The organism is Bradyrhizobium sp. 1200_D9_N1_1, from assembly GCF_052075915.1.
GTDB classification, from domain to species: Bacteria; Pseudomonadota; Alphaproteobacteria; order Rhizobiales; family Xanthobacteraceae; genus Bradyrhizobium; species Bradyrhizobium diazoefficiens.
On record NZ_CP197226.1, the window covers coordinates 3,184,868 to 3,198,604 of the forward strand.

Annotated in this window: 10 protein-coding genes; 7 read left to right on the forward strand and 3 right to left on the reverse strand. The window is 60.1% G+C overall.

Annotation, left to right across the window (positions count from 1 at the left end; translation table 11 throughout):
* The first annotated feature begins 351 nt into the window (after positions 1-351).
* The 5 genes from AB5K84_RS15310 (at position 352) to AB5K84_RS15330 (ending at position 5,979) form a co-directional block, all read left to right on the forward strand.
* A complete protein-coding gene (locus AB5K84_RS15310) occupies positions 352-1,953 on the forward strand; it encodes an ABC transporter substrate-binding protein (protein WP_060908331.1) in 1,602 nt (533 codons plus the stop codon).
* 86 nt (positions 1,954-2,039) lie between these two features.
* Entirely contained in the window at positions 2,040-3,050 is a 1,011-nt protein-coding gene (locus tag AB5K84_RS15315; RefSeq protein WP_097532595.1) for an ABC transporter permease subunit, read from the forward strand.
* Complete coding sequence (locus AB5K84_RS15320) at positions 3,047-3,958, forward strand: ABC transporter permease subunit (RefSeq protein WP_060908329.1); 912 nt, start codon at positions 3,047-3,049, stop codon at positions 3,956-3,958. Before AB5K84_RS15315 ends, AB5K84_RS15320 begins: the two co-directional genes overlap by 4 nt.
* An 18-nt stretch (positions 3,959-3,976) precedes the next feature.
* The gene (locus tag AB5K84_RS15325) at positions 3,977-5,005 is read left to right on the forward strand and encodes an ABC transporter ATP-binding protein (protein WP_110116778.1); all 1,029 of its coding nucleotides are present in this window, start codon (positions 3,977-3,979) and stop codon (positions 5,003-5,005) included.
* The gene (locus tag AB5K84_RS15330; protein WP_060908327.1) at positions 5,002-5,979 is read left to right on the forward strand and encodes a peptide ABC transporter ATP-binding protein; all 978 of its coding nucleotides are present in this window, start codon (positions 5,002-5,004) and stop codon (positions 5,977-5,979) included. Before AB5K84_RS15325 ends, AB5K84_RS15330 begins: the two co-directional genes overlap by 4 nt.
* 654 nt (positions 5,980-6,633) lie before the next feature.
* Here AB5K84_RS15330 and AB5K84_RS15335 read toward each other — a convergent pair.
* On the reverse strand, positions 6,634-7,698 hold the full coding sequence (locus AB5K84_RS15335) for an IS110-like element ISBj4 family transposase (protein WP_011087397.1): 1,065 nt from the start codon (positions 7,696-7,698) through the stop codon (positions 6,634-6,636).
* Positions 7,699-7,883: 185 nt separating this feature from the next.
* Between AB5K84_RS15335 and AB5K84_RS15340 the strand changes: the two genes are divergently transcribed.
* Positions 7,884-8,675 (forward strand): hypothetical protein, encoded by a 792-nt coding sequence (locus tag AB5K84_RS15340; RefSeq protein ID WP_110116777.1) that lies wholly within the window; start codon positions 7,884-7,886, stop codon positions 8,673-8,675.
* Between the two features lie 877 nt (positions 8,676-9,552).
* On the opposite strand, the gene AB5K84_RS15345 is transcribed toward AB5K84_RS15340, so the two are convergent.
* Positions 9,553-9,996 carry a c-type cytochrome gene (locus AB5K84_RS15345; RefSeq protein WP_110116775.1) on the reverse strand — a complete coding sequence of 148 codons (444 nt, stop codon included), beginning with the start codon at positions 9,994-9,996 and terminating at the stop codon, positions 9,553-9,555.
* 388 nt (positions 9,997-10,384) lie between these two features.
* Between AB5K84_RS15345 and AB5K84_RS15350 the strand changes: the two genes are divergently transcribed.
* Entirely contained in the window at positions 10,385-12,229 is a 1,845-nt protein-coding gene (locus tag AB5K84_RS15350; protein WP_110116774.1) for a caspase family protein, read from the forward strand.
* Positions 12,230-12,672: 443 nt separating this feature from the next.
* Here the strand turns inward: AB5K84_RS15350 and AB5K84_RS15355 are convergent, their stop codons facing one another.
* Positions 12,673-13,515 (reverse strand): Crp/Fnr family transcriptional regulator, encoded by an 843-nt coding sequence (locus tag AB5K84_RS15355; RefSeq protein ID WP_097532518.1) that lies wholly within the window; start codon positions 13,513-13,515, stop codon positions 12,673-12,675.
* Positions 13,516-13,737: the final 222 nt, after the last annotated feature.

Here is a 13,737-nt window from a genome sequence, read left to right on the forward strand (position 1 = left end):
CTCATCAACTCAACTGACTTCTTCAACAGCATCGACCCAGAGCCGAACGGCGCTCTAACTCTCACGATGTCGGCTGTCTGAGCTGGTCCGGACATGAGGGGCGCTTGTCTCGACCGCCGCCTTGACCCCATCGTACCGGGTCGGGTTCTTGTCCGCCTTCGGGCCTAAAGCAGAAAATCGCCGCTGTCCCACCTGCGCACGATTTCAGAGTCGGATGACTTTTCTTCGAAACGTCATCCCGTCACCCCAGGACGCATTGACAGCTGCAATACACAATCGCAATCTCGTTTCTGACGTCTTTGGCGCAGCCTGCGTCAACCGCGCCGAGAGAATTCACCAGGAGTTCCGACAGTGAACAGATCAACCCTGCTCGCCGGCGTCTGCGCTGCGGCGCTCGCTGTGGCCTCGACCGCGTCTGCCAAAACCTTGATTTACTGCTCGGAGGGCAGCCCAGAGAACTTCTATCCCGGCGTCAACACCACCGGCACGTCGTTCGACGGCAATGAGCCGATCTACAACCGCATTGTCGAATTCGAGCGCGGCGGCACGAAAGTGGTGCCGGGCCTCGCGGAAAAATGGACGATCTCGCCTGACGGCGTCACCTATACTTTCAACCTGCGCAAGGGCGTGAAGTGGCATGCGACGTCGAAGTCGTTCAAGCCGACGCGGGAGTTCAATGCTGACGACGTCCTATTCTCAATCGAGCGGCAATGGAAGGACGACAATCCGTATTTCAAGGTAACGAGTCCGAACCATTCCTATTTCGGCGACATGGGCATGCCGAAATTGTTGAAGTCGGTCGAGAAGCTCGACGACTACACCATCAAGATAACGCTCAACCAGCCGGAAGCGCCTTTCCTCGCCGATCTCGCGATGCCCTACGCAGCCATCCAGTCGAAGGAGTATGCGGATGCCATGCTGAAGGCCGGCACGCCTGAGAAGATCGACCAGGATCCGATCGGCACCGGCCCATTCTATCTGGTGCAGTACCAGAAGGACGCCGTGATTCGTTACAAGGCATTCCCTGAATTCTGGGGCGGCAAGGCCAAGATCGACGACCTCGTCTATGCGATCACGCCGGATGCATCCGTTCGCTGGGCCAAACTCCAGAAGGGCGAATGCGACGTGATGCCCTATCCGAACCCGGCCGACATCGACGCGATCAAGAAGGATCCGAACGTCACGATGCTGGAGCAGCCCGGCCTCAACATCGGTTATCTCGCGTTCCAGACACAGAAGAAGCCCTTCGACGACGTGCGCGTGCGCAAGGCCATCAGCATGGCGATCGACAGGAAGGCGATCATCGATGCCGTCTATCTGTCGACCGGCATCGCGGCCAAGAACCCGATCCCGCCCACCATGTGGTCGTACAACGACAGCATCAAGGACGATCCCTTTGATCCGGAGCAAGCCAAGAAGCTTCTGGCCGACGCCGGCTACCCGAACGGTTTCGAAACCGATCTATGGGCCATGCCGGTGCAGCGCCCCTACAATCCGAACGCCAAGCGCATTGCCGAGTTGATGCAGGCCGACCTCGCCAAGATCGGCGTCAAGGCCGAGATCAAGTCGTTTGAATGGGGCGAATACCGCAAGCGGTTGCAGACCGGCGAGCATCAGATGGGCATGTTCGGCTGGACCGGCGACAACGGCGACCCTGACAACTTCCTGCACACATTGCTGGGCTGCGCCTCGGCGCAAACGGCATCGGGCTCGAATATCGCCAAATTCTGCTACAAGCCGTTCGACGACCTGGTCGTGAAGGCCAAGACGGTCAGTGATCAGGCCGAGCGGACCAAGCTGTACGAGCAGGCGCAGGTGATTTTCAAGGAGCAGGTGCCGTGGTTCACCATCGCGCACGCGGTGCAGTTGAAGCCCGTCACCAAGAGAGTGATTGACTTCAAGCTGTCGCCGTTCGGGCGCCACAACTTCTACGGCGTCGACGTCAAGGAATAGCAGGAGACAGGGGCGGAGTAGCTTGGCATGACTCCGCCCATTTTTCTTTACCCTTTCCTTTCCGGGGGAGGGTGGCAGGGCACGGCATGATCCGGTTCATCTTTACCCGACTGAGCCTCGTGGTTCCGACCTTTATCGGGATTACGCTGCTTGTGTTCGTGCTGATCCGCCTGATCCCCGGCGACCCCATCGAGACGATGGCGGGCGAACGCGGCATCGATCCGGCCCGGCACGCGCAATTGCGCAAGGAGTACGGCTTCGATCAGCCGGTTCTGGTGCAATACGGCCTCTATCTGTCGCGGCTGGTGCATGGTGACCTCGGCCGCTCGATCGTCACCCATGAGCCGGTGATTACCGAATTTGGGACGTTGTTCCCGGCGACGATCGAACTATCGGTCTGCGCGATCCTGTTTGCGTTAGGCCTCGGGTTACCAGCCGGGATTATCGCGGCGGTCCGGCGCAACTCCATCTTCGATCACGGCGTGATGGGCATCTCGCTCACCGGATATTCGATGCCGATCTTCTGGTGGGGATTGCTGCTGATCCTGCTTTTTTCCGTGCAGCTCGGATGGACGCCGGTATCGGGCCGGATCGCCGTGCAATACTACATCGAACCGGTGACCGGCTTCCTGCTGATCGATGCGCTGCTGGCTGGTGATTTCGGCGCGTTCCGCTCGGCCCTGTCTCACCTTGTGCTGCCGATGATTGTGCTCGGCACGGTGCCGCTCGCCGTAATCGCCCGTATGACGCGGTCCGCCATGCTGGAGGTCCTGGGCGAAGATTACATCCGCACCGCCCGCGCCAAGGGGTTGCCGCGTTCCCGGGTGATAGCGATCCATGCATTGCGCAATGCGCTGATCCCGGTGGTGACGGTGATTGGGCTGCAGGTCGGCGTCCTGTTTACCGGCGCGATCCTCACGGAGACCATATTCTCCTGGCCGGGCGTCGGCAAATGGCTGATCGAGGGCATCAACCGCCGCGACTATCCGGTGCTGCAGGGCGGCACGCTCTTGATCGGTGCGATCGTCATGATCGTCAATCTGCTGGTTGACGTCGCCTATGGGCTGATAAATCCCCGCATCCGGTACACAAGATGACCGCCGAAGTCTTGGAAACTCCCGTCGTCGTGGCGCAAGAAAACGCGCCGCCGCATCCGCTGTTGCAATTCTGGTCAGATTTCAAAGCAAATTTCGGTGCCGTGGCAGGCCTCGTCGTGATCGTGGTTCTGGTTCTGCTCGCGCTCTTTGCCGATTTCGTTGCGCCACATTCCCCGATCCTCACTAACAGTACCATCTTTCTCAAGCCCCCCTTCTGGCAGCAGGGCGGATCGACCGTCTATCCGCTCGGTACCGACGCGATCGGCCGCGATATTCTATCCCGTCTCATTCACGGAGCACGGCTTTCGCTTCTGATTGGCATCGCGGTGGTGACGTTGTCGGTGGTCGCCGGGACGATTCTCGGTTTGGTCGCGGGTTTTTTCCGCGGCCTGATCGAGATCGCGATCATGCGGCTGATGGACATCACCTTGACGCTGCCAAGCCTTTTGCTCGCCATCGTGATCGTTGCGATCCTCGGGCCGGGCCTGATGAATGCGATGCTGGCGGTCACGATCGTGCTGCTGCCGCACTACGTGCGGATCGCGCGCGCCGCCGTGATCAGCGAAGTGTCGAAGGACTACGTCACCGCGGCCAAAGTCGCAGGAGCCGGCCGGCTTCGGTTGATGTTCAGGGAGGTATTGCCGAATTGCGCAGCGCCCCTGATCGTGCAGGCGACGCTCGGCATTTCGACCGCAATCCTGGACGCGGCCGCGCTCGGCTTTCTGGGTCTCGGTGCGCAACCGCCCCTGCCAGAGTGGGGAACCATGCTGGCGGACGCGCGCGAATTCGTACTCCGGGCCTGGTGGGTCGTCACGCTTCCGGGCCTGGCGATCCTCGTGACCGTGCTGGCCTTCAACCTTCTGGGCGACGGATTGCGCGACGCGCTCGATCCCAAGCTCAAGCGATAGCTTCCTGAAGTCGATCTGATGCCGCTGCTCGAGATTGAAAATCTATCGGTTGAGTTTCCATTCCAGAACGGGATGGTGCGCGCCGTGGATGGCGTCAACATCACGCTCGAAAAAGGCGAGGTGCTGGGAATCGTCGGCGAATCCGGCTCCGGCAAGAGCGTCGGCATGTTGGCCCTGATGGGACTCGTGCCCTATCCGGGGCGTGTCCGAGCCGACAAGCTGCTGTTCGAGGGGCGGAATCTGCAGACTTTGTCCGACCGCGAGCGGTGCGCGCTCACCGGCAAGGACGTCGCGATGATCTTCCAGGAGCCGACGACATCGCTCAATCCCTCTTTCACGATCGGCTATCAGTTGGCCGAGACGTTGCACGTCCATGAAGGGATGGATCGCAAGGCCGCGTGGCGCCGCGTAATCGAGCTCTTGGAGCAAGTCGGCATTCCGGCCCCGGAGAGCCGGCTGTCGGCCTACCCGCACCAGCTCTCGGGCGGCATGAATCAACGCGTCATGATTGCGATGGCGATCGCCTGCAATCCGAAGCTCCTGATCGCGGATGAGCCGACGACGGCGCTCGATGTCACCATTCAGGCGCAGATCCTCGATCTTCTGCTGTCTCTGCAACGCGATCGTGGCATGGCGCTGATCCTCATCACGCATAACATGGGTGTGGTTTCGGACACGACTGAGCGAGTCGCTGTCATGTATGCGGGACAGATCATGGAACAGCGCCCGACGCAGAGCCTGTTTGCGTCGCCGCAGCATCCCTATACAGCCGCGTTGCTGGCGGCACGCCCGGAGGCGAGTGATGGCGGACGGCTCGCCACCATTCCTGGCGTGGTGCCGGGGCTCAATGATCGACCGCCGGGGTGCCTGTTTAGTCCGCGTTGCATCCATGCAACGCCGCTGGCCGACAAGGTGCGTCCCGATCTGCGCCCCTGGATGGACGGCCTGATCCGTTGTCATTATCCGCTCGGCGATCCGACACGGGATGAGCGCATCGCGGCCGATGGGGGCGGCGCGTCGATCCTCAAGCGCGAGTCCGTGTCATGACGGCGCTTGTCACCGCCACCGATCTCAGGCGCAGTTACGAGATCAAGCAGGGCTGGTTTCGCCCACCGGCGCATCTGCAGGCCGTGGGCGGAGTATCGTTCGCGCTTGAAGCCGGCAAGACGCTGGCGGTCGTCGGCGAATCCGGCTGCGGCAAGTCGACGCTCGCAAGGCTTGTGACTCTCATCGAGAAGCCGAGCGGCGGCACGCTGATGCTCGACGGCGTCGATGCGGTCAATCCTCCGGCCAGCGCTGTGAAGACATTGCGCCGCACCGTGCAGATCGTGTTTCAAAACCCCTATGGGTCGCTCAACCCCCGCAAGCGCGTTGGCCACATACTCGAAGAGCCGCTGATCATCAACACCAGACTTTCCAAGCAAGACCGGCGGGCGCAGGCGCTCGACATGATGGCGAAGGTCGGGCTGCGACCGGAGCAATATGGCCGCTATCCGCACATGTTCTCGGGTGGCCAGCGTCAGCGCATCGCAATCGCGCGCGCCTTGATGCTGCGGCCGAAGCTGCTCGTTGCCGATGAGCCTGTGTCCGCGCTCGACATGTCGGTGCAGGCGCAGGTTCTCAACCTCCTGGTCGATCTGCAGCGCGAACTGGGGCTGGCTTATCTCTTCATCTCGCACGATCTCGCCGTGGTGCGTCACATTGCCGAAGACGTGATGATCATGTATCTGGGGATCGCAGTGGAGCATGGGCCGAAAGAGCGCATCTTTGCGCGGTCGTTGCATCCCTATACTCAGGCCTTGCTTGACGCGACGCCGGGCCTCGGTCGCAAACGCCAGCGCATCGTTCCGAAGGGCGAGTTGCCTTCGCCGCTCGATCCGCCGAAAGGCTGCGTGTTCTCGACCCGCTGTCCCTATGTGACGGATCTCTGCCGCACGCAGCGTCCGCTCTTGCGCCCGCTCGACAGCCGGCTCGTCGCCTGCCACTACGCCGAGCGTTTCCTGGAAGTACAGGCGGCTTAGAGCCGATTGGCCGTGCCAAGCGATGAACTGAGCGTCCGGCTTCGCAAGCGGCTACGCCGGACAAGCTACGCTGCTTCGTGCGAGAGAACGAAGACGGTTGCGCTGCGCCGCTATGACGTGGCGAGCAGGATGCCCAAAGAATGCGTCTGGCGATGTCCGTTCGCGAGGATAAAGCAGACGTAGGAGCCGGACGGCCTGACTTCCGAGTTTGACCCACATGTATGGTCCGGCCGTGCGTAGCAAGAGGTTCGTCGATCAGGTGGTGTGGTCTTGCATCAATGTATCCGGCCTTTGATTGGAGCATTTTCTCCGGGCCATCATGGATATCAGCGCGCGTGCGTTCTCATTAGCGGACAGGCCTCGATTGGGCCATTTGGGTCACCAGTGTTCGCATGCGCCGGGAAGACCGAACCTCCATCTCGTCTCATCCTCTCGCAGACCTCGGCTGGAACCTGTTGATGGGGTTACGTCATCGCTTGCTCCTCCTACCTCGCAGTTCCTGTGTTCGAGCCAGGGGCCGTTCCTTCGTCCCGGCCCGCAGGACGTGCGTCGCGTCGCGCGCACGGGCGGTCAAGGCCGGCCGTTGCGCTTTGCTTGCGGCTGGCTCCGGCGTTGCCAGGCCGCGCCTTGACCGCGCCGAGCACGGCGCGACGATCAAGCGGGTCGGACGCCTGCATCGTTGGTCCTTGTCAGCTCGAAGGCGCGTCCTTTAGCCAGCACCGCCCAGGCGATGCGGGCAAGCTTGTTGGCGAGTGCGATCGCCAGCACGTTGTGGTGCAATCGCTTCTTGGCGGCTTCGATCCAGGATCTGAGTCCGTAACGTTCCCAGTTCTTGATCCTGACCAGCACAACCCATGCCGCCTGCACGAACAGAACGCGCAGGTAGCGATTGCCGCGCCGTGAGATTTTGCCGAGGATCGTGCGGTCTCCCGTCGAGATCTGCTTGGGCACCAGCCCGAGCCAGGCGCCGAAGTCACGGCCTTTGGAGAAGACGTCTCCAGTGCCGATCGCGGCCACCATGGCGCTCGAAATGATCGGCCCGATGCCAGGCACCGTCATCAGGCGCGAACATGCCTGATCTTGACGGGCCAGTGCTTCGATCTCGCCGGAGAGCCTATCGATGCGCTGATCCAGCCGACGCCAGTCGCCTGCCAACTCCTCGATGACACACAACATGCGTGGCGACAGGGCATCGGTGCGCGTCGCAAGGATGGTGGGCAGTTCTGTGCGCAGGAAGCCGATACCCTGGCGCACCGCGATCCCGCGTTCCAGCATGAAGGCGCGAATCTGGTTGATGATGCCGGTGCGTTGCGACACCAGCCGCTCGCGCACCCGATGCAGCGCCTGCAGATCCAGTTGCTCCGCGGTCTTGGTCGCCACGAACTTCATCGTCGGGCGCTGCACGGCTTCGGCAATCGCTTCGGCGTCATTGAAGTCGTTCTTCGGTCCTTTGCTATAAGGGCGGACATATTTGGCCGGCATCAACCTGGCATCGTGACCTAACGATGCGAGTTTGCGGCTCAAATGATGTGCGCCGACGCAGGCTTCCATGCCGATCAGGCAAGGCGGCATATTGGCGAGCCGCGCCTCGACCTGGCCACGCGACCACTTTTGCCGCAGCACGACGGTGCCGCGCGTATCGTGGCCCACGACGTGGAACGAGTTTTTGCCGATATCGATGCCGATCACGGCGATCGCGGTACTGGGTGTCTGGGACATGGCGTGCTCCTTGTCTTGGCGCCCCTGGCCAGCTTATCGCTGGCGGGGCAGGAGCACGGCCGGACCATCCCATTAGCGGACCACGCTGTTCATGGAAAATTGAGTAATTGCCCGGCTCTTGGTTGACGACCGACGAACTGCAACCAAGAAAGTGTGCCTCAGTGGGGGCGAGCCGAGCAGGGAACATGCCCGAATTTGGACGTAGGCAATACCGCGAGACCCGCGCCGAAACATCCGACATGATGAAGTGGGTCATTTCTTCCGCGGTCGCGGTGCTGATAGCTGGCCTATTCTTCAGTTACCGATTGCTCATTCATCCCGGCAATCCAGATCCACTTTTGAATAAACGGGGGTCATTTGCAGAGATGGTACAACGGAATGCATTTAGCGCAGATCAACTACTTGAGCATCCGTCCATTAGCACCGCGGTGGTTTCGATCCGTTTTGGCAACAAGGTATACAGGGTGCCGCGCAATTACCTCGTGGATCTTGATCGATCAGCTGTCGCCCCCAATCCTCGAACGACGACGTTCGAAATTCACGTCCTGCTCCCCGGCTTGACGCCTAGGAACGCGAACAATGCTGATGGATTTATCGAGCATCCATATCGCGACGGCTTCCATGATCAGGTGAGCGCAACGATCCGAGGAGGACAGGAAGAGTTGGATTTTTCCGAGCGAAAGGGACAGTGGGAGCGTCGGTGTGAACAGAAAGGCCAAGGCGAGTTTCGAGAGGTCGAATCCGGCTACAAGCTATGCCAGGCGGATTCCGATCTATTTATGAGAGGTACGACCGAGGGGCCTCTGATTTTTGCCTGCAACAAGATCTCCGACAAGAATCCTTATTGCACTCTCGCCGAGCACACCGGCGCGGAATACGGCGTTCTGAATTTGGAATTTAGTCGCAAATACGTTTACCAAGCGGACGAGATCAGGAAACGGTTTCGTGCGCTCCTCGACTCTTTCGCCGAGAACTAAGGTTGTTTTCAATAACGCCTCACAGGCGCGATGGGTGCCCGGCATGGAAGTACACACAGCAAGGCCTCTCTTCAAGACGATCGGCTTAGTATTCGGGTTGTTCTGTCTTCTTATGACCTATGCTTCGGGCGTTCGTCTTTACGAACACGTGCTCGGGGGCCGATCCATCCCACAGCACGGGGTAAGCCTTGTGTTGGACATCGGCGGGAATGTCCTCCTTTTAGGCATGAGTTGCTTCGGAGTGATTGCGGTATTGCTTATTGGCCGAAGGGGGTTGGACGGAGTTGTCGGAAACTGGCCATATGTCCTTCCTATTGTGTTAGTCGCTGTATTTTGCGCTGCGATAGCCGCTGCGTTCGGCGCCAGAAGAATGACCTGGGTTCTTCCTGCGGCCAGTTTGTTCGGCCTCGTCGGGTTATGGGTCGGATGGAGTGGTCTTAGACAGCATGGATTGTCCATCACTACCCGCGTCTCGGATATGTCTCTGATCCGAAGACAAAACGAGACCAGTCAGTGACGAGACATCCCGCACCTATGTCCGCTTGTGGCCCATCAGCGAAGTGGTAGCACGCCTCATTGAGGTCCGTTCAATGGGGCGTAGCGGACTGAGCTTGCTCACGTTGAGTTTTCCGCGTTTTGACTCCAAGAAGGCACGGCATCGGGCCGGGCAGATGTCGGCCTCGACCCGCTTCGGACATCGCGGTTTGGCAAGCAGGGCAGTAAGACTCCCGGGCGCATCACGAGGCAATATGAGGCGGCGGGAGTTCATCGGGCTGGTTGGTGGTGCAGCTGCTTCGCCGGTTGTGGCGCAAGCAAACTGTTTCCGCTTTAGCGGGCGCTAAGCGGGATGGGCAAGCAATCTTATGCTCGTCGGTTGCTACTTTTGCTGAACGCGGCTGAGATAATCGACAACAGCGAGGATGCGTTTTCGCACGACGACTTCGGGGCTTTGCTCCGGCCCGGCCATCTTCCAATAAGACGGATCAACATAGTGAGGCAAGTTGACAATGGGGTTGAATCGTTCCCCCCAAATTGGCATCTCACGAGTGCCGCGAGCAGGAATTGTTTTCGATCCATCTATGGTTTCATAGACAGCGTTCGTGGGAAAGACCCCGTTGCTGTTCTTGGCCAACACCGTCAAATCGGGAGGCGGGATCTTGAGCTGGTCGCTGACCGGTCCTTTGCCCTTTGCATCCGCGCCATGACAACTCGCGCACGAAGACTGAAATTCTGACTTGCCGATGTCGAGGTCTTCAGCCTGAGCCGCGGCAGCGAAAGCAGCGGTAAGGCCGGCAATTATCAACCAACCACACTTTACCATGTCGCGCTCCGACGCTGGCTAGAAAGGCTTTACTACTAGCCGCTTTGCGCTCCGATAGATTGACGCATATCAAGACTGGCTTCCGGCTTAGGCTTGTGAAGGCTCTGGGAGTGGCATGCTTTCGCCGGCTGATCGGACTTAAGAGCCCGCGCCCTAAAGTGATGCCGTGCTCGCCGATCTCGCGCTGCTCTGCTACCACCCGCATGGTCTGGGCGCGTCCGCCGTTCGGTCGCTATCGGGGATAGATCGGACATGGAGCGGATAACCCATGTCGGTCGCAAATGACCCGAAGCCGCCGTCGCCCGAATGAACGTGACGGCCATCACGGAGTCGAAGCTTGCCTTTTGACAGGCTCCGCTTACCCTGCGCACATATTATCGGGGCTACCATGGGCGCACTTCGCTGGTTTTCATTGGTGTTTTTCATCTGGCTGACCTGCGGTTCAGCCCACGCCGAGCGCCGCGTTGCGTTGGTGATCGGCAATTCCGCCTATAAGAGCGTGCCGCGACTTGCCAATCCCGCAAACGATGCAGACTTAGTCGGCAGCATGTTTAAAAAGGCCGGGTTCGACTGGATTGAGATCAAGACCGATCTCAATGCTACCGAGATGCGCAAGGCTCTGCGCGACTTTGGTGGACGAGCACGAGAGGCTGAGGTCGCCGTCATTTACTATGCCGGCCACGGCATCGAGTTGGAGGGGACGAATTACCTGATCCCGACCGATGCGGCCTTAGACACGGACAGCGACGTTCTGGACGAAACTGTGGCGCTTGATCGGGCGCTATTCGCTGTCGAGCCCGCGAAGCAGCTTCGGCTCATCATTCTGGACGCCTGCCGCGACAATCCCTTCGCCAAGACGATAAAGCGAACTGTGGCTGCTCGCGCGGTCGGACGCGGCCTTGCCAAGGTCGAGCCGACAAGCCCGAACACCATGATCGCCTTCGCCGCCAAGGCCGGCTCGACGGCGTCGGACGGGGATGCCAAGAACAGTCCGTTTGCCGCAGCACTGGTCGAGCGACTGCCGACACCCGGTCTTGATCTGCGCAAGGCGTTCGGCTTCGTGCGCGACGACGTCTTGAAGAACACCAGCTACAAGCAGGAGCCCTATGTCTACGGCTCACTCGGCGGCAATGATGTCCCGCTGGTGCCGGCAAAGCCAACTGGGACCGGGCCGCAGGCGAGCCCAGACGATGCGATCCGCCGGGACTATGAACTGGCTCTGCAGATCGGCACGAGGGAGGTGTGGTCGGCTTTCCTGGCAAGATACCCGGACGGCTTCTACGCGAGCCTCGCCAAGGGGCAATTGAGCAGGATTGCCGCCGAGGACGCCCGTGCTGCGGCAGCGGACAAGGCCCGCCAGGCAGAAGAGGAAAAGGCGCGGCTGGCGTCTGAGCGCGCCAGGAAGGCCGAACAGGACAAAGCGGCGGCCGCCGCCAAAGCGGCCGAGGATGCGCGGCTCGCGGCTGAGAAGGCCAAGCAGATCGAGGAGGCCAAGGCCGCCGCAGCCGAACAGCGGCGCAAGGAAGCGGAAGCCGACGCGGCCAAGGCGCTGGCTGATAAGCAAGCCGCCGAGAAGGCCTTGGCTGACAAGCTCGCCAGCGACAAGGCCGCAGCCGAGCTCGCCGCGAAGCAGGCAACAGAGAAGCAAGCCGCCGTCGCCGCGGAGCAGAAGGTGGCGGCGGTCGCCCCCACCACAACTCCTCCGGCAATGTCGCCGCAGGAGGGGACGAAGCTGGTCCAGTCGGAGCTGCGCCGCGTCGGCTGCCTGAACGCCGCAGCGGACGGCGACTGGAACGCCTCGTCACAGCGCTCGCTGACGCTGTTCAACAAGTATGCCGGGATGACATTCGACACCAAGCTCGCAAGCTTCGACGTGCTCGACGCCATCAAGGCCAAGCCGGGTCGCGTCTGCCCGCTGGTTTGCGACCATGGCTTTAAGGCGGATGGCGACGCATGCGTGAAGATCGCTTGCCGCGCCGGCTATCGCGTCAATGGCGACAATGAATGCGAGAAGGTACAGGACAAGAAGCCCGTCGCAACGCGAGATGAGGCGAAGCGAGATCAGGAACGAAGGCAGACCGAAAGCGCGCCGACAAAGCAGCAGGCGAGTGGCCAGATCTTCTGTGACATGCAAGGATGCAGGCCGGTGCCGAAAGGGTGCCAACTGGAGTACCGAGGGGGCATTGGAAATGGCGCCGTGCATGCGAGCGGGACCAGCAATCCCTGTAGATAACTCGTTCTGCTTCGAATTCCACGAGAGCAGCGCAGGTTGGCTCCAATCGAGGTAGCTACCGTCGAATACGAAGCGGCTGCCGACTGGTGTGGGGTCGGTGAGTGACGGCCGCAAGTGGCGTTCCACGCGAAATCGTTGTGACTGCAGTCTGTTGCGTCGACCGAGCACCCGGGCCCTGTCCATTGAGTTGTTGGCCTGCTGCACTCAGCTCGGCGATGAGCGCGCCAGAAGATGCTTCATGCGCTCGCTTTGATGTCGCCTGCTGGCCCGAATGCGAAGTCTAAGCAGCGTCCCCGGCCGTCGGCTCATGGGGGTAAACCGGAAGCAACAGGCCGCCCCTCCGAAGGGCGCTCATGACCCCGAGCGGACGTCGTTGCCTCGCGAGACCTGCACCGCGTCGCGACAGTTCTGTCACCAATAGTGGAGCAATCAAGAGCCAAGTTTTAAGCCGTGCCATCCGCGGCTGGGGTCTGTCGCGCCGCTTTCTCCTGCGCGAGAGTTGCTTCCAGCCGCGAGATGTTTTCCTGGAGGCGCTGGTTGTTTTCCAGCAGACGCTGACTGGTGAGGAGGAGGATATAGTAGCCGAATTGCTGATTACTTTGAAAGTAGATTTCAAGCAACCTTTCATAAGTTATAGTCAGGACTTGTCCGTCTTCTATGCACTCGACCGTTCCGGTTCGTCGCTTATCGGGCGCAAGGAAGCCAAGTTCTCCCATGAGACGCCCTGGGGGAAGCTCGACGCCGATTTCTTTGACGAGAAACTTCCCGGTGACGGTGAGAAACATTTCGGCCGCCGCATCACCCTTCCTAAATAATCGGTCGCCATGGCGATATCTGCGTTCGGTCATGAACGGTTTGAGCCATTCCATCGACATGTCACCTTGCGTCGCGTTACGTGCCTTCTTAACGAGCCTGAGCAGTTGACGGAGACGAAGGGCATTGACCGGCAGCAACAGCAGATAAAGCAGAAAGGTGGCGACGCTTCCGGAAAGCGCGCCAAAGGTTGCGAAGAATGCACAGCCGACCATATTCGCGACCCGCAGCGGCACCATTCTCTGCATCAGCAAGGTAGCGACAAAGAAGATTGCGCCGACCAAGGCAAACATGTTGGCGAGCGTGATGTTGGCCAACACAATTTCCAGCAGCCGATCAAACAGTGCGTCGTAGGTGATGTTGTTGGGATCAAGCCCCATTTGAACGAGAATCTTTGCAATCCTGAGATTATCTGCCGCCGTATCAAGGATGCGGTTTAGTATCGTGGAAAGATCTGCACTGATGGGCTCCATTGGATCATCTCTCACAAAGCGGTCAGTATCCCCCGAATATATCCCGGATATTGATGATCGAGGGGCGATATTGAAGGCGCTTTTTGTTGCGGCGCATGAGTCCGAAAGTGGCCCTTCGCTGACAAGGCGGGTAACTGACCTTGCGTCCACTCGTGAATGCAAACCGGACATCCTGGAGGGTGTGCTGGCAGCCAAGGTTTGACTCGTCGGGCAAAACACTGG

Bases quoted from the DNA above. Each gene is read 5' to 3' on its own strand.
- AB5K84_RS15315 (WP_097532595.1), top strand. From the start codon at position 2,040: ATGATCCGGTTCATCTTTACCCGACTGAGCCTCGTGGTTCCGACCTTT.
- AB5K84_RS15320 (WP_060908329.1), top strand. From the start codon at position 3,047: ATGACCGCCGAAGTCTTGGAAACTCCCGTCGTCGTGGCGCAAGAAAAC.
- AB5K84_RS15325 (WP_110116778.1), top strand. From the start codon at position 3,977: ATGCCGCTGCTCGAGATTGAAAATCTATCGGTTGAGTTTCCATTCCAG.
- AB5K84_RS15330 (WP_060908327.1), top strand. From the start codon at position 5,002: ATGACGGCGCTTGTCACCGCCACCGATCTCAGGCGCAGTTACGAGATC.
- AB5K84_RS15335 (WP_011087397.1), bottom strand. From the start codon at position 7,698: ATGTCCCAGACACCCAGTACCGCGATCGCCGTGATCGGCATCGATATC.
- AB5K84_RS15340 (WP_110116777.1), top strand. From the start codon at position 7,884: ATGCCCGAATTTGGACGTAGGCAATACCGCGAGACCCGCGCCGAAACA.
- AB5K84_RS15345 (WP_110116775.1), bottom strand. From the start codon at position 9,996: ATGGTAAAGTGTGGTTGGTTGATAATTGCCGGCCTTACCGCTGCTTTC.
- AB5K84_RS15350 (WP_110116774.1), top strand. From the start codon at position 10,385: ATGGGCGCACTTCGCTGGTTTTCATTGGTGTTTTTCATCTGGCTGACC.
- AB5K84_RS15355 (WP_097532518.1), bottom strand. From the start codon at position 13,515: ATGGAGCCCATCAGTGCAGATCTTTCCACGATACTAAACCGCATCCTT.